Annotated in this window: 3 protein-coding genes (1 of these 3 running past the window's edge); all 3 read left to right on the plus strand. The window is 72.2% G+C overall.

Annotated elements, in window-relative coordinates; translation table 11 throughout:
- Tightly spaced (each overlapping or abutting the next), the 3 genes in view from ACQP2O_RS26075 to ACQP2O_RS26085 form a layout consistent with a single transcriptional unit that may run on beyond the window.
- A protein-coding gene (locus ACQP2O_RS26075; RefSeq protein WP_433190354.1) for a protein-glutamine glutaminase family protein crosses the window boundary here: on the plus strand, positions 1-16,691 show its 3' end. It extends 30,097 nt beyond the left edge of the window; 16,691 of the gene's 46,788 nt are visible here — the last part of the coding sequence; its start codon lies off the left edge, out of view; it ends in the stop codon at positions 16,689-16,691.
- Complete coding sequence (locus tag ACQP2O_RS26080; protein WP_433190357.1) at positions 16,688-17,104, plus strand: hypothetical protein; 417 nt, start codon at positions 16,688-16,690, stop codon at positions 17,102-17,104. The genes ACQP2O_RS26075 and ACQP2O_RS26080 overlap by 4 nt, the downstream gene beginning before the upstream one ends.
- Positions 17,101-17,790, plus strand: a complete 690-nt coding sequence (locus ACQP2O_RS26085; RefSeq protein WP_433190360.1) for a type VII secretion system-associated protein — start codon at positions 17,101-17,103, stop codon at positions 17,788-17,790. Before ACQP2O_RS26080 ends, ACQP2O_RS26085 begins: the two co-directional genes overlap by 4 nt.
- Positions 17,791-17,869: the final 79 nt, after the last annotated feature.

Below are 17,869 nucleotides of genomic sequence, written 5' to 3' on the forward strand. Positions count from 1 at the left end.
GCCTGGAGTACCAGCGGAGCGCCGGTGCGAGCGACGCGATGAGCGTCCTCACCAACCTTCCCCAGCTCATGGAGTTCGACGGGCCCACCCACGAGTTCCTGGTGACGAGAGACCTGGAGATCCGCTTCGAGCTCCAGCACTCGGGCCGGCAGGGCCGGGTCCTCGAGGGTCGGCGCAACCCGCCGCCGATCCGGCTCGCGGGCGAGACCGCCCGGGTGTTCACGGTGCCGGTCACCGAGGAGGGCGGTCCCACGTCGAGCGGTCCGACGTCGGCGCGCGTGCTGGAGCAGGGCGTCGTGACCTTCCTCGACACCACCGGCGTCCGTAAGGCGGTCCAGGGGCTCGGCCACCTGACCGACCCGGCGGGAACGGCGTCCTCGCTGCGGGACACCTTCGCCGGCACGGAGTCCATGCGGTCGTACTTCAAGGAGATCCTGGGCGGTCAGTACACCACCGAGAACGCGTTCGAGTCCCGTCTGACCCGCGACCGGCTCGGTGCGATCGACATCCGCGGCCACCTGGGACCCAGCAGCTTCGCGGGCGCCAGCGCCCACAAGGCGGTCACCGGCATCATCAAGCTCCAGCTGATGGAGGGGCGTGCCACCGCCACGAGCTCCCACGGCTGGACCTGGGAGCAGCTCGACGTCGCGGTCGGCGGCGACGCGGGGCCCGCCCACCTCAGCGGGGAGACGGACCTCAACCGGCACTGGCAGTTCAACCGTTCGCGCACCAGTGGCCGCACCGGCGGCAAGGAGCTCCTGCAGCTCGATTTCAACCGCGTGTACTTCTTCCGGAGCACGGTGAACTTCGACGTGCGGAGCCGCCTGGAGAAGCACGCCAAGCTGCTCCCCAGCGGCAGCGCGCACCACACGGAGACCGTGGGACCCCGGCTGGTGGAGTTCGCGCTGCCCGAGCCGGAGGCCCTGACGCAGTACGCCGACGGTCACCTGCCGATCTCCGACCGCCAGCTCCGGGACGCCATGCTCCGCTGGCACATCGGCAGGCTGAAGCTCAGCGGGGACCTCGCGGCGAAGATCCTGATGCGCTGGCAGAGCGAGGTGCCCACCCTCCCGAAGGACGCGAAGGTCGGGCGCGACAAGCTGGTCCGCACGCTCGTCCGGTTCCACGAGATCGGCGCGGCCCCGATCCTGGACGAGCGGGTCAGGGACCGGTTCAACACCGCCTTCGGGCGGCGGCTCGGCGCCCCGCACGACCCGTTCACCGCGCCCGACATGCCCGAGGACGTCGTCGCGTACGCCGAGGACCGCGCGCCGCTCACCGACCAGCGGCTGGGCGAGGTGCTGAGGGGATGGCTGGACGGCGATCTGCGGCTCAGCGGCGACGTGGTGGCGCGCCTCCTGCTGCGCTGGCACGCCGAGGTCCCCGAGCCGCCCGCCGGGCTGCCGGTGAACCGCGCGCCGCTCGTGGGCGTCCTGGCCGGTCTGCACACGGTCGGCGCGGTGCCGATCACGTCTCTGGAGATCCGCGACCGGTTCAACGCGACGTTCCGCCAGAAGCTGTCGCACCCGCGCCTCCCGTTCGACCGGATGACGCTGCCGGAGTACCTCACCAGGACGGACCCGGGCGGCTTCTTCCTCGGTCACCACGGCGTCCACCGCTGGACCCACGACGACGGCCGGACGACGGAACAGATCGTCCGGCAGCAGATCGACGGGGTGGCGCCGGGCCTGCTGGGCGCCGACCCGTCGCTCTGGGACGGGGCAGGCCGCCGGATCGGCCGCATGCAGGGCGGCGTCGACCTGCTGCAGTCCATCCTGGCGGAGGGGCGCGACCAGATGCTCTGGGAGGAACTGCCCTCCCAGAACGGCTTCACCTTCTACCTGGCCAACCCCGTCGGCCCGGTGCTGACCGATGTCGTCAGGGTCCGGATGCGGGCCGAGCGCATCTCCGAGCCGGAGGTGTACGACTACCGGTGGAACACCGGCCTCGCGGTCTACTCGCACGGCTACATCGGCACCGCCCAGTCCAGGTCCAGGGACGGGTCGCAGGCCCTCGTCCTGCCCAAGTTCAGCGCCGGCGGCACCAACGCCAGCGGCTCGGCCGACATCAAGACGGCCGAAGGGCACCACCGCGGCACGACCCGCGCGGAGAACGCGGTCAGCGAGATGACCGACTACGACTGGGCGAACCACTACGCCGTACGGGTCCGTCAGCGGCTGATCGTGGAGGTCGACCGGCTCGACATGTCGGGCCGCCCCCTGGACAACCTGCTCCTCGGCGGACTGGACAGGTGGACGCATCACAGCGCGACCGCCCGGACCACCGTGGACGGGACGCTGGACATCCAGCTGCCGCACGCGCTCGCCGAGGCGGGCACGCTGCACGGACCGGAGCAGGTGCGGAACCTCCTCCCGCTGCCGAAGCTGAACCGCAACCTGGCCGTCGTCGGCATGACGGCGGACGGCCTGCTGCCCGCCGCCCGGAAGCTGCTGGACACGCTGCTGGGCCCGCGCTGGTATGAGAAGGCGCTGGGCGCCGAGGCCGGCGACCCCGGCGTGCGGTCCTTCCAGTCGCTGCCGTTCCTGCTGTCGCGGTCGCACCTGGTCAACCACGTGCTCGAGGCCACCGGCGGCGGCAAGTACCGGCTGCCCCCCGACCTGTTCCGGGCCGGCGACTCCGACCTGCGCGCGGCGATGTCACTGCAGGGGGAGCTGTTCGACGCGCAGGTCCTCATGCGGATGGTCGACGGCAGCGGCGTCGGCCGCTACATCAAGCACCAAAGCGGGACCACCGCGAACAACAGCAGCGACCTGACGCGCGGCACCGGCGACTACGGCATCGGCGGCACCGACACGATCAACCCGCAGCCCGCTCCGCCACCCGGCACCGAGGTGCCGCCGCACCGCCCGGACCACTCGTGGTCGCTGAACCACGCGGGCAGCCGCGTCACGTCGGCCAACGAGAACAGCGCCGGCACCGAGAACTACCGGCGCGAGCAGGACGTCAAGGAGTACGGCTCGAAGCTGCTGGTGCGCCTGCGCGGCCAGTTCTGGCTGGAGGCGCAGAAGATGCGCCACCACCTCCTCACGCCCGGCAGGCCCAAGCCGGTCGGCGCGCCGGTCCGCAGCGACCCGATCACCGGCGACGTGGTCGTGGAGATGTTCGAGGCGCAGTACGAGGAGCTGCGCGCGGAACTGGCCGCGAACGAGAATCAGGCCCGCCAGGCGCTGCGCGAACGGGTCGACCCGAAGGCCTGGGCCGGCCTGGGCGCCGCGCCCCGCTTCGACCTGGCCCCGCTGCTCGCCGACGCGGCGGTGTACCGCCCGGACCCGACGCACCCGCAGCCCGGGCCGCGGCCGAAGTACACCGCCTCCCAGGCCCACCACGCCCTGGTGAACCACCTGCGGGAGCAGGGCGGCGCCCGCGGCCCGCTCGTGCTCACCCACGGCGCGAACACGCGGATCCTGCACTACCGGGCGATCCTCGACTGGGCCGCGCGGACGATCCGCCACGACCTGGCCGCCGCGCGCGCGGCGGACCCGTACGTGCCGGCGCCGGCCGTCCCCGACGTCTACGAGCAGCGGCGCGCCAGGCCGGACGCCCGGCTGTTCGACGGCCTGACCGGCTCCCTCGACGACGAGATCACCGCGATCATCAACGAGGTCAACCGGGTCCATGCGCTCCGCCCGGACAACCCGTCCGGCGCGCCCGCCGCGCTGCCGCCGGAGGCGGCGCTGCTCGCGCTCGACCCGGTCCACCTGGCCCGCGACGTCGCGCACGAGCTGAGCACGCACCTTCGGCTGGACGTCACGCAGGCGGACGGCCCGGTGCGCAGCCACTGGGCCGACCCGAGCGGCCGGCTCTACGCCTTCGACCCCACCACCTTCGACGACCTGACGCTGACCGCCGGCGACGCGTCGCACGCCGGGCTGTGGAGCGACTCGACCCGGCAGGCCGCCGCCGACCACGGGCTCGACCCGATCGACCTCGCCCGGCTGTACCGCACCTCCTGGGCGCACCAGCGGACCTTCGAGCAGGCGGTGCGGGTCGAGATCGCCGCGCGCCTCGATCGGATGGGCGCGGCCCACCCGGAACTGCCCGGCCTGTTCGGCCGGGCCGTACAGGCCGCCGCCGCGTGGCGGGGGATCGTCGCCCGGATCGAGGCGGAGCACGCCGCGGCGGCCGCGGAGACGACCCGGGCCCAGCGGGAGCTCGACGACCTCCGGCGTGCCCTGGACGACCTGGACACGCAGCGGATGCGGCTGATCCTGGACCTCTCCCCGGACCAGGCCGCGGTGGACGGCCTGCGGAACCGGATCTCGGACCTGGAGGCCCGGCAGACCCGGCAGCAGGAGCTGCTGGAGCGCCACGAGGAGTCGACGGCCTACCTGACGCCGCTCCTGGAGGACGCGCGTCACGGACTCCAGGAGACGGAAGCGGTCCTCGCCGACCTGCGCGTCACCGGGCGGGACGCCCGGGCCGACGAAGCGGCGCGCTGGACGGGCGACGCCGTACAGGAGGCCGTTGACCGCCTCACCGCGTCGGAGTCCGCCCTGGACGAACGACGGGTGAACCTGGCGTACCGGCGGCGGCAGGCGCCGTCGATCGAGCAGGCGATCCAGGGGCTGCACGACACGCTGTCGGCGGCCGGGGACGGCGCGGTCTCCCTGGCCGTAACCACCCACGCGGACGGTACCGCCGGACGGTTCACCGTGGTCGCCGACCAGGGCGAGATCCGGTGGTTCGAGGCCGTGTCCGGACTCCCGGTGCGGCCCCCGGAGAGCGCCGGGCGGCTGTACTCCCTGGACCTCGACCGGAACGGCCTGCTGCTCGGCCCGCCCGCGGGGCTGGACGGGCCACGGTCACCGGCCAGGTCGTTCGTCCCGGCGCGCGACCTCGCGCTGGCCTCCGTCGTGGACCACCTCGGCCCCGGCCTGGCCGGGCAGGTCGCGCGGCGGACGGAGGCTCATTCGCGGCCCACGCTCGACCAGGCCCTGCTCGCGTTCGAGGACCGGCTCGTCGACCGAAGTGCGAGCATCGCCGCGTTGACGGACACCCCCCGGCCGCCCATCGTCAGCCTGGACACCGCCCGGCGCGGCGGCGTTCCGGACGACGCGTACGTCTACGAGGACGAGCGGGGCCACCACGGGATCGGATCGGCCGACGCGGAGGTGGAGGGCTGGACGCCGCTGGGCCCGTTGGCGGACTTTACGGAGATCTTCTGGCTCACCCAGGGCGCGCCGAATCGGCCCACGACCGTTCAGGACATCGCCCGCACCGGGCTGGGCGCGGCGGTCCGGTTCCTGTCGGCGGCCGGCGGCGAGATCCTGGAAGAGGACGTCCTGGGGGCGCTCGAGGAGAGCCCCGACCGGCTGGCCGAGGAGGTCGACCGGCTCCCGGACGACCTGCCGCCCGGGACGTGGGTCTGGTTCACCGGCCCGTCCCGCACCGGGGCCGTGTCGGTGGTCACGGACGGGGCTGGCGCCGTCAGGTACCGCGTCCTGCTGGCCGGCGCGGCGGCCCCGCGCGAGGCGCGTGACCGGATCGCGCTGGCGCCGCTCGACAACGGCCGGCACACGCTCATCATCTCCCGGCCCCGCACCGCCGGGATTCGCTGGACCGAACCGGACCCCGGAACCGGCCGCATCCTCGGCACGAGCCGGACGGTACCGCCCGCCGGCCGGTCGGACACCCGTACCGTCGGCGAGAGCGAGATCGAGCGAGCGGCCGCGCGGGCACTGAAGGCCGACGCGGAGGCATTCGACCAGGCACGGCTCGACGCGGAGCTCAGCGCGCGTCACCTCCGGCCGATCGACGTTCCGGCCGACGACAACCGCTTCTATCACAGCCTCATCGCCATCGCCGGTCCGTACCTCGCCCGGGTGATCCCCGGCCTGCGGAGCACCCGGCCCGGCAGCCGCGAGGCCGTGCAGCTGGTGCGGAACTGGCTGGCGGACCGGCTGGCGGCGGATCTCGCGGTGGCGGGCGAGGGTCTGCTCTCGCGGTACGCCGGCTTCTTCCACGAGTCAGGAGACGGCACCTTCTTCGCGGACCGGGGCCGTGCGCTGGTGGACCAGATCCGCCGGATGGACAGCTGGCACAACGAGACGGGCGACCTCGTCGCGCACCTGGCGGCGAACGAGCTCGGCCTGCCCATCACGCTGGTCCAGGACCGGCACGTGACCCGGCTCGGGCCCGCCGGCGAGGCCCGTGTCCACTTCATCCGCACCCCGGGCCAGTTCCGGGGCGCCGAGAGCACGGACGAGGACGCGCCGCAGATCCCGTGGGACCGGCTCCGCCCGGCGCCGCCGACGCCCACCGACCGGTCCGCCCGCCAGTTCGCGTTGCTGCGCGGGTCCTCGGAACGACGCGTCGAGCGTGCGGGCACCGACTACCGGGACCTGCGGGAGCGCCTCGATCCGAACGTCAGGCCCGCGATCGACGCGCAGGCGCGGGCGATGGTCGACCGCTTCTGGAACGCCCACGCGGCGGGCGGCCACGTCGACGTGCCGGCACACCGCCGCGCACAGCACCGGCTCGATGGCATGCGGCGCGCGGCGGCCGACCTCGAAGGCCTGATCCGGAACCTCCGCGAGCAGCTCGGTGACCCGCCGGCTCCGGAACCGTCGAACCAGGGCGTACGGGCCGGCACTTACGTGTCGGACCACCTCGTGAGCGAGGTCAACTCCCAGCTGGCCCGCCTCGGCGGCGCATGGCTCGGCGGCCGGGTCGACCACGGGGAGGTCGAACAGGCGCTGCGCGACATCCCACGGGGCGGCCCCACGGACTTCCGAGGGCTGGCCACCGACCTCGCCCATCAGATCGCCCTCGATGAGGCGACCCGGGTGCTCGGGGGCGGACAGGGCACCGAGCATGAGCGGCCCTTCATCGTCCACGTTCACCAGGGCGAGCGATTCAGGGACAGCAGAGAGGTCCTCGTCTACAACCGGAGGACCGGCGTCAAGGTGGAGACCGACACCGGCGGCATCTACATGGCCGGCGGTCGTTACTTCGAGTCGCGACAGTCGGCGCGGGCGTCGGGGCGGGGACGGGTCAGGGACCAGAACGTCACGATCACCGAAGTGGTCACCGCGATCGAACGGGTGCTGCCGGGCGAGGAGAATCGGCACGACCCCGCGGTCGTGGAGGCCGGGATCCACGACGTGGAGCGGCGGCTGAACAACGCGGTGCGCCTTCGGGACGGCGAAGGCGGGCGCCATTCGCGCGGCAGCACCCTGAGGGAGCTGTTCGGCGACGACCCCGACTACGAGTACGGGCCCAGGGCGGACGACGTGACCATCCTCCGGCCGCCCGGATATGTCGGGACGGCCGGCCTGCACCTCACCGAGGGAGTACCGGTCGCGTTCACCCCCGCCTTCCTGGTCGCGGCCCGGAGGTTCGCGAACCACAGGGACATGACCAGCGCGCTGCGGGCCGGCTTGCGGTTCGCCGCGGAGGTGACGCGGGACTACCTGAATGAAGATCTGGGGCAGCGCGTGGGCCGGTTCGCCGTGCCGGCGATGGAACACGTGCCGGGCGTCGCGGACGTGCGGGCGGCGGCGATGCTGCTGAACACGCACGCGTACGCCGTGGCCCACGTGTTCCTTCGCGACGACGAACTGGCGAAGAACCTCGTGTACGGGGTCCTGCGCACGTCCTTCGCCGGCATCCGCGAATCATTCTGGGACGAGGTCCAGGAGTTCCTCGAGGGCGGCCGTGACCGAATCCGGACCAAACTGAAGACGGATCTCAGGAAACGGCTCGCCTCGGCCATCAGCCGCTACGAGCAGCGCCGACGCGCGTCGAACGAGCAGCCGCTCGATCTGTTCGACTACACGCTGAACGACAAGACGATGACCGTCGGCGACTACGCCGACAACATGCTGCTGCCGGTGAGCCGGAACCGCGTCCTCGTCGAGCAGTACGACGCGATGAACGTCCGGACGGACTTCCGCAGCACGGACGACAACCGCGGCGCCCTCGCGATCGACCTGGCCGTGCTCGAGATGCGCGAGGTCGGTCCGCCGGGGCCGAGCATCCGGGCGGAGATGCGCACCGCACGGGCGTTCGCCGAGCTCGCACGGCGGTTCTACGCGTGGGCCGAGCGGGTGGACCGCAACATCCGGACCTCCGAGGGCCGGGCCTTCAACGAGGGCCTGGCCGAGGCGGTGCGGGCGGTCAGCGCTCACAATCCCTCCGGCGGCGACCTGATGACGACCGTTCGCGACCTCCTCGACTCGATCGCGCGCAGGACCCCCGACGTGGTCATCGATCCGATCTTCCGCGGGAACGTGACCAGCAACCTGCAGGCCGACGCGGTCGTGGCACTGCGCGACCTCATCCGCTACACCGACGCCGAGGCCGCCCGCGGCGTACGGCACGCGCTCGCCGCGATCCGGACCGCCCTCGTCGACGAGCGGAACGCGGGCTCGGTGCGCGCCGGCCGTCGTGACCTGGACCACGTGCGCCGGCGCGTCGACCAGGTGATCGAGGACCTGCGCGCGTACGAACACCGGCACACCCCCGGCACGTCCGGCACGCAGACGCGGCGCCGTCGGTTCGGCGGCCTGCGCGGCGGATCCCCGGACCACGACAGGAATCCGCTGTCCGAGCAGTGGCCGATCGGCCGCCGGTTGACCGTCATGGCACCTCGGTTCGGCGACCTTGGTGACCTGACCGAGGTGTCCCTGGACGAGGTGCCGGTCCCCGGCGAGTCCGCCGGGGAGCCGTTCGCGTACGAGCGCCCGCATCCGTCCCGCTCGACGCCGTACACCTACGAGATCGATCGCACGGGCGTGATCAGGCTGTCCGGCGAGGAGCTGTCGCCCTTCGGATGGACGAGGTTCGGGGACGACTTCGTCCACGAGCCGACCGGCGCCTACCTGCGGGGGGACAACGGCTGGCTCGGTCGCGTCGACAATCACGACACGGTCCTGGAGGCACTGACCTCGCTGGGCCCAGCGGCCCGGCCGTACCGGCTCATGGTGGACGAGAACGCCATGTACCTGGTGCCGCTCGAGGAGAGCGGTACGGCGGTCCGCATTCCGTTGAAGGACGGTGCCGCCGGCGCCGGGCGTGACCAGTGGAGGACCGAGCCGGCCGACGACCGGCCGGTGACGGATCTGATGCTCCCCGCGCTGGTGTCCGACGAGCCTGCTCCGGCCGTACGACCCGCGGTGGAGACGACCGAGCCGGAGGTCCCGGTGCCGGTAGAGCCTGCCGTGGCGGTGACCGAGTCGCGGGTCTCGGTGCCGGTAGAGCCCGCGATGGCGGTGACCGAGTCGCGGGTCCGGGAGCCGGTGTCCACGGAGGACCCGCGGTCCGGCACGCTCGCCGACCAGACGTCGGCGGACGATGAGCTGTACGCCGCTTACCGGACCTTCTGGGATGCGCTGGAAGATCCCGGCGATACGGAGGCGCGAGATTCGGACGCGACGCCGCTCGTGCCGTGGTACGTGGAGCGTGGCGGGCTCGGCGACGGTTCCGTGTCGTCGGTCGCCGAAGTGGTGGACGGGTCGCTGCCGGACGGCCGGCCGGACGAGTCGGTCACCCGCTGGATCGATGGCGTCACCTCCGGCATGTCATCGTCCGTGGCGCGTGCGGTCCGCAAGAAGATCCTCGCGCTGCTGGCCGAGCAGGACCCCTCGAGGTGGGAGCGGCTGCTGCTCCACGGCAAGTTGATCGTCGAGAAGAACGCACGGGTCCAGCTGTCCTTCTCGGTGGAGCAGACGGAGTTCGCGCCACGGGAGGACGCGGGGACCGGTCCGGGCCATGAGACGTTCTTCAGCAAGTACGGCGACAGCACGTACGCCGAGGAGGTCGCGCGCCAATCCCTTAGCGGGCGGAACGCGCAGGTCGAGCCAATCCTGTTCCTCTCGGTGGGGTTGCAGGCAGGGCTGTCGCACGTCTCGCCGGTGTTCAAGGTCGGGACGGAGCGCGGCCACGGTACCTGGCACACCATCCTGATGGAGGTCCAGTCGGGGAACCGGGTCATCGCCAACGCCACCCATGGTCACACGGCACGGATCCGGGTGCGGGCCACCGTCAACCGGGTCGAGCGTCCGGATCTCCTGCTCCCCGGCAGGGCGCGGCTGGCGTTCCCCACGGTCTACTCGTCCGCCGCTGAGGCCGCGGCCCTCACAGCGCGGCAGGGTGATGGCGGACACCCGGTCGTGCGGGTCGTGGACCCGGCCGTGCTGGACGGCCTCGATCACGCGGTCACCGCGATCGTGCCCGAGGCACTGCTGGCGGGGCTGCGCGGCGTCCTCGACCGTCTCGGTCTCCCGGCGAAGGACGTCGATGAGATCGTGCAGGACGTCGCCGAGGAGTACGTCAACGAAAAGACGTTCAAGGACCGCAGCCAGTGGTGGCTGACCGGGAGCTGGGTGACGGGCCTGATCGCCAAGAGGCTGTCCGCCCTGTCCACATTCCAGGGACATCTGGAGGTCAGCGGCCGGCCGCACACCGTGCGTTATGTGACGACCACCGACAAAGAGGTTCTGCTCCGTAACGACATCGCGGACACGGTGCGGATCGGCGACGGTGAGAAGCACAGCTCCGGGGCGAGCGCCACCCCGGGCGTCGCCTTCGGCATCGAGCTCGGCTCGCATCTGGCCACGCCCAGCGTCGATCTGCCGAAGCTGGGCTCCTCGCGCGAGCACGGGCGCACCCTGACCTCCGGAGGCCAGGTCAAGAACGCCACCATGCGCAAGGACCGTCTGGTCCGCTATCAGACCGAGTTCGTGGTGACGATCTCGGTCAAATCCGACCAGGGTGATGTCCCCTTCACCCTCCCGGTCATCGGTGAGCTGGGGATCGGTCTCGCGCATGCCAAGGAGTTCGAGCGCAGCGCTCTGGGCGGAGTGCTCACCGGCTCCGGACTCATCCCCGCGGAGAAGCCGAAGGAATCGGAGGAGCCGAAGGAATCGGAGGAGCCGAAGGAATCGGGGGAGCAAGAGGATCTCGAAGCGCCCGCCGGGTCGAAGGCACTGGATGAAGGGCCGCCGACGGAGACGGAGACGCTCGAGGAGGGTGCACCGGCTCGGTCGGACGTGCCCGCCGGGCCGGAAACGCAGGAGTCGGAGACGGTCGCCGGTGGGACACTCGTCACGCCGGAGCCCGCGGCGGGGCGTTCGGCGCCGTCCTGGGCCGACTTCACGCGGTGGCTGAGGACGCGGTTCACGGACGGGGGCCCGCCCGCGCCCTTCCTCGGCGACGGGGTGCGGGACGTCGGTGACCTCCTCGCGTTGGCCTCCCGAGGGCCGATCGAGATCGTCCTTCCTCCCGCGCTGCACGACGCGCTCGTCCCCCACTGGCTGGTCGCGGAGGACGGCTGGCGGGCCCTGTACGCGCATCCCGGCATCACCTGGGTGCTGCCGACGGACGAGCACGCCTTCCTCGTCTCCAGTGAGGACTCTGGCGGCACGGTGTGGCGATACGTGCTGGACGATGATGCCCGGGTGGTCGGCGCCCTCCTCATGGACGAGCACGAGGGCGAGCGGGAGCCGCGCTGGTACGTCCCCAATCCGGCCAGGGAGCCGATGACGGCCCAGGCGCCGCCGCCGTGGTACGAGGATCTGCTGCCGCCGCTGCGCGCGGCGGGGCTGACGGCCGTCACCGACTTCCTGGCCTCAGGGGGGACGCCGCAGGTCCAGTTGACCGCGGCGTTGCGGAGCCGGCTGGAGGAGCCGGGCGAGGACCGGACTCTGCACGATGCCGTCGACGTGCTGCTGGCGGAGCCGCGGATCCAGGTGGTGGCCGCCGACGGCAGGCGAGTCCAGGAGCAGGAAGGCGGCGAGAAGGCCGGAGAGAAGCGGTTCGTCATCGACGAGCGCGGTCAGGTCCATGGTCCGCTGCGGACCTGGCGCCACGTGGTGCATCCCCGTGAGCCGCTCGCGCTGGCCACCCGTACCGGCCTGGGCCGGGGCATCGTGCGGGAGATGCCGGGCCGGGAGAAGGCCTACCGCGAACTGGTGGACGAACTCGCGCGGCAGATGCGTACGGCCGGCGTCGTGGGCAAGATGTCCGCCGCCGCGCGCCAGCATCTGGCGCGGGCGCTGGCGATGAAGTTCGGGGTGCCCGGCGCTCGCGGCACGCTGGCGGACGGCATCGACGGCGACATCAGCCACGAGGTGACGATCGGCGGGCACGTGTTCACCGCCGTGCTCTACACCGAGCTGCGGGCGCTGCGCCGGGATCCGGTGGCCGAGGTCAACGTCAGCCTGGACACCCAGCGGAAGAACGTCGTGGGGCTGGACACCGAGGACAAGAAGGGCTTCTCCGTCGGCGGGGGGTTCAAGCTCAGTTTCCGGGTCAAGCTGGCCCGGCTGTTCAGCTTGGACCTGCACCTGATCGAACTGAAGGCTGAGCGCGCCCGGCACCACAAGATCGGTAACAGCACGGGGGTCAAGGAGTACCGCCGCGAACGGACGAACGGGAACGTCACCCGCTTTGAATACGAGACCGCTTACACTTCGGCGGTCACGACGAGCCGTACGTCCGGAGACCTGGTCGCGGCCCGGGTATGGGAGCAGTCCGGTGACGAGTACTGGACCGCCGTCACCGTCTCCGACGCGCACCTGCCCGCCAAGCCGCTCCCCGCCGACGAGATCCTGGCGTACGGCGAGGTCACGGTGAAGACCGGGCCGATGGACGATGAGGGTTTCCGGCGGCTGGCCGCCCCGCTCGGGAAGGACAGGGGCGAGGAGTTCGACCTGGGCCGGGAGGGCCTGACCGGCATCCAGCTCAGCCTGACCGGCGTCAGCGAGATCTCGGCGCACATGGCCGAGCTGGTGGCCGCGCACAACAAGACGCCGGGGCTCAGGCCCCAGGCCGACGCGTTCAAGCAGGTGCTCGCCGCGCTCGTGCCGTCCGGTCGGCGGTACGGCGCGGCGGAGCGGATCCTGCGCACCGGCACGCACACGTTCCTGGAGTCCAATGCCCGGCGCCTGCTGAGCCGGCGTGGCCTGCGGATTCCGCTGCCCTCGACCGCCGGCGGGTGGCGGCAGGAGCTCAGAATCCGGATGCGGACCTTCAACGTCCGCCACGAGCAGACGGTCAAGGGCGCCACCTTGGAGCAGTACACCGAGGCCGATCTCCGGTTCGGTGAGGAGAGGGCCGCCGGTTACGGTCTCGACGGTTCCGCCGGCCTGGGCGGTGTGGTGCGGCTCGGCCTGCCGTCCGGGGAGAGCCACAACGAGGGCGACGGCCACCAGACGACCAGCCAGAAGGCGGGCAACCAGATCTCGGGCGGCTTCGTCGGCGGCGGCGATGTGTCCTTCCCGAGCCGCAGCGTGACCGACATGGGCGGTGCGCTGGATCTGAACCTGGGCACCTACTCGGGCGACGGTGAGCAGCTCGGCACCGATCCCGTCTACACCATCCAGTACCGGCGCTGGCGCCACGTGAGCGGGTCGCGCAAGTTGCGCCGCGCGTTCCTCCGGGGCAGGGGGAGTCGGTTCTCCTACCGCGTCGAACGGCACGTGAAGATCACTCGCGGGGCCGAACTCCTCGTCCCGTACGTCCGCGCCGCCGACCACGGCCTGCCCGTGCCGTCCCGGGAGGACCTGCCGTCCGCACAGGGCGAACATCACTACCTCAATGACGACCTGGCCTTGGCCGCCGCGCACATCGAGGACGTCGACGCGGCCGACGTCGTCGACACGATCGAGGCCATGCTCGGCGGTGACCTGGATCCGGACGTGCTCGGCGCGATCGAGACGGCCTTCGACGAGGAGGCGATCCGCGGCCAGTACAAAAGCGCGCGCCGAGGCGGGATCCACCGCGTCCTCACCACCCCCGCCCGGACGTGGGGGGAGGGCCGTGTCTGGGACTACCTGAAGATGCCCGCCCGCAATGGCGGGACGCTGCACACCGGAATCCGCGTGACCGCCATCGAGGACTCGGTCACCTACCGGCGGCCCAGGCCCGACGTGAAGGTGACGACCGGGGGGCAGGCGTTCGTCCAGATCGGCGAGCACCGGAACCGCGGCCACGCCTGGCGCGGCGGCGGCTTCTTCCACGGCCGGTGGGCGACCGCGCCGCTGGGCCTGCGGCCGGCCGGCGGAGTGAGCGTGAAGTACGAGCGCAGGCACGGGCTGAAGGTCGGAGTCGAATCCACCGCGCGCGACGTCCGGCGCGCCACGGCCAAGGACACCTCACAGGAGTTCCGGCACGGCGTCCGGTTCCGCGTCGAGGTGTTCCACCGGTACTCGCCGAGCGAATTCGCCCGGCGGACCGCCCAGGTGGCGAAGGCCGTGCCCACGCTCGTGGACATCCTCTCCCTGGGCGAGAGCCGGCGGATGTGGCGGCGCCTGTTCCCCGCCACCACCCCGGCGGCCGCCACCAGGGAGGTGGCCGGCCGGGCCACGGCCCTCGTGCCCACCCACCTGACCGCGGCCGGCCCGAGACCGTCCTCGACCGCGACCGGTGAGCCCGCGACCTCGGCCGGTCGGGCATCGGCCGCGGCGTCGGCCCCGGTACGGCCGATGATCACGCGCACGCGGCCGCCGGCCCCCACGGCACTGGCCACCTCGCTCGCCGAGCACGTGCATGCCATGGCGATGCCCGGAATCGAGCACCTGGCTCGCTGGGCGCCGGCCGCCGCGACGCCCCGCCGCCGGATCGACGGCGCGGCGGTGGCGCGCGGTGTCGCACCGACCGTCGAGGAGTTCGGCCCGACCCACCAGGACGGCCTGACCGGCGACATCGGGCTCGACGAACGCGACGCCGACGCCAACATCGACAAGCTGCTGCACGGCACTTACCGCATCCCGCTGGTCGGCGGTGAGTACCTCACCGTGCAGATGGTGCCCACCCGGGGACGATGGTTGACCCGGGGCGGCTACACCGGGCTCAACTTCCCCGAGCACTCCCAGGAACCGGCGCGGGAACACGAGGCCGAACGGGGGTGGAGCGTGGATGGCGAATTCGACCTCGGCCACGCGTTCGCCCGGCCGCTGGAAGATCACGCCGACCGGCCCCTGCTCGACCCCGGGATGTCCGCCGGCAGGGACAACCGGACCGCTCGCACGCACAAGAACTCGGCCGGCGACTATGTCGAGTCCAACCGGCAGCGCGACGACGACTACGACTACTACACCTTCGACGCCCGGTTCTACGTCAGCGGCCCGCACGGGCACTACGTCGTCCTGGACGTCCCCGACGGCTTCATCGGCATGCTCCCGGCCACGGTGGTCCGGCGGCTGGTCACCGACCTCGGCCTGGACCTGGAACGACCGCCACTGAGCGACGCCGACCTACCGGCGCAGTGGGCCGAGAGCGGCGCTCTTCCCCACGAGGCCACCGCCGAGGTCATCGACCGGGCGGGAGGCATGGCGGCGCTCCGCGGCCGGACACTGCGGCTGTGGACCCGCGCCGACCACCTGACGTCGGCCGCTGCGGCGGCGGACCGGATCACCACCCAGACCGGCGTACCGGTCGAACTGCTCATTCGCGACGCGGATGGAAGGATCAACCGGTACCCGCAGAGCGCGCGCCAGGACCTGCGGCCGGCGACCACGCCCGCCGACGAGCCGGTCGATGGCATCAAGCCACCGCACGACCGGCTCACGGGGCTGACGGATGAGGACCTGCCCGCCACCGCGCCTCTCATCGACGAAGGCCGGCAGGTCTCCTTCGCCGATCTCGAAGACGCCGGGATCGACCTGACGACCGCGCAACGGAGCCAGGCGATCCTGAGCGGCGGCCTACGAGGCGCGGACCTCACGCGCGTCCAGCGTTTCCAGCTGGCCGTGAAGACCGAGCCCGTCGTCTCCGAGGCACTGGCGGAGACGACCGAGCCGGTCGCTCCCGACGTACTGGCGGCGACAGTCGAGCCCGTCGTCCCTGAGGCATCGGCGGAGACGGCCGAGCTCGTCACTTCCGAGGCACTGGCGGAGACGGCCGGGCTCGTCACTTCTGAGGTACCAGCGGAGACGACCGAGCTCGTCACCCCCGACGCGCTGGCGAAGTCGACCGAGCCGGTCGCTCCCGAGGCGCCGGCGCCGACGCCGGGGGCGATCGACCTCCTGCCGGACGCCGCCGGCCGGGCCATGCCGGTGCGCCGCTACCGCCCCGACGGAGGCGTAGACCACCACGGTCCCGCGCCGGAGCACATCGCAGAACCGCTGCCGCAGGCGTCACCCGGAGGCGAGACCGTCGATGCCCACGACTCCGAAGTGCCGGAGGAGCCCGGCGGAGGTTTGGCCGAACTGCCGGTCGTCCCGCAGGAGGGCGAGGCGTTCGGCAGGGCGCTGGCACGGGCGCTGGACCGCGGAGCGTCCCTCCTGCGGACCGGGGACGAGACGAGCACGCCCGGCGGGCCGTCGGCGACGGGCTCCCCGTTCGACCGGTTGATGGCGGGTCTGACCGAGGAGAGCCTGCCCGCGTCCGCGCCGCTCTTCGGTGATGACGGGCACATCCGGGTCCAGGACCTGGAGAACGCCGGAGTCCCGCTGACGGCCGCCCAGCACACCCAGGCGATCCTGCAGGACGGTGCTCTGCCCCTCGCGAGCCTGACCCGCGTCCAGCGATTCCGGCTGGCGATGGAGAGCCCGTCCGCCGGCCATGAGACGTGGGCGGAGATACTGGCGGCCCTCGACTCCGCGGCCCGGGCGCTGGGCGCACGGCTGGTGCTCGCCGAATCGCCACACCAGCCCGGTCCGCCGGCCCTCCCGGACCCCGGCTTCCACAACGCGTCGAGCGTCACCGACGCGCACATGGGTCTGTGACGGCCTTCGTGGAGCGCCCCGACTTCCAGGACGCGAACGAGGAGGGCGGCCTGGACGACCGTCGGCTGATCACCCTGATCGGCGCGGTCGCGGCGCGGTGCCCGGAGGAGATCCCCGGCTTCTTCGAACCGCCCGGTCCCGACGCGGACCGGCGGCTCCTCGACGGCTTCCGTACGCTGCTCGGCGAGAACAGGCCGATCGTGGTCGGCACGCGATCGCCGGAAGAGGAAGGCAGCGATCAGCTGCTCGCCGCCGGTCTTCTCGAGGGCCATTACTACGACGTCGTTCTCGTGGACGACGAGGGATTCATCCACCTGCACAACCCGTGGAACCGACTGCATCCTCCGCCGCTCACGGCTCAGGGATTCAGGTCCGCCTTCTCGGGGTTCTCCATCACCTGGTTGGGATCATGACGACGGACAACATGCCCCCGATACCGGATTCGATCCGGGAGGCCGCCCGGCTCGCCCCGGACCACTGGCTCGGGATGCTCGACCCTGCCTGGACCGGCGAGGGCGAACCGCCCTCGTGGGCGATGCTCGGGCGGTGGCGGTCGGACCCGGACGGCGAGATCGTCGAGTGGCGGGAGAACGAGGATTACCGGCCGTCGCCCGCGGCCCTCGGCTGGCCCGAGCCGGCCGATGACGTGGACGCGGCGGTGCAGCTCGCGGCGACCGGTTATGGACCCGGCGAGGCGGTGACCGAGGCGCTGGCCGCCGCGAAGGAGGTGGCGGTCTTCGTCACTCCCACCGGCGACCCGGTGGCCGCGACCGCACCGGACGGGAGGACACCGGTGATCCCCGTGTTCACCTCGCCCGTCTACCTCCACGCCGCCGGCCGGCTGGCGTTCGAGCTGATGGACCTGTGGGAACTGGTCGACTCGTTGCCCGAGGAGCACGTTCTGTACCTCAACCCCTCGGCCCCGGTGAGCACGACGGTGGAGACCGGCATGCTCCTGGAGGCGCTGGAACAGGCCGGTACGGACGCCGACGAGGTCGGTGACCAGGAAGCGGACGCCGCTGATGGGCAGGAGGAGGACGACGAGCCGCCGGTGCGTCCGGCCACCGTCGGCGGCGGTCCGGCCGCCGACGAGAGCTGATCGGCTTCTCGCCTACGGGCGCCGCTGGGGCCGCGCGACCGCAAAACGGTCACAGACGGGCGTGATCGTAAAAATACGG

The sequence above is a fragment of the Actinoallomurus sp. CA-150999 genome, assembly GCF_050942425.1.
Lineage (GTDB): Bacteria > Actinomycetota > Actinomycetes > Streptosporangiales > Streptosporangiaceae > Actinoallomurus.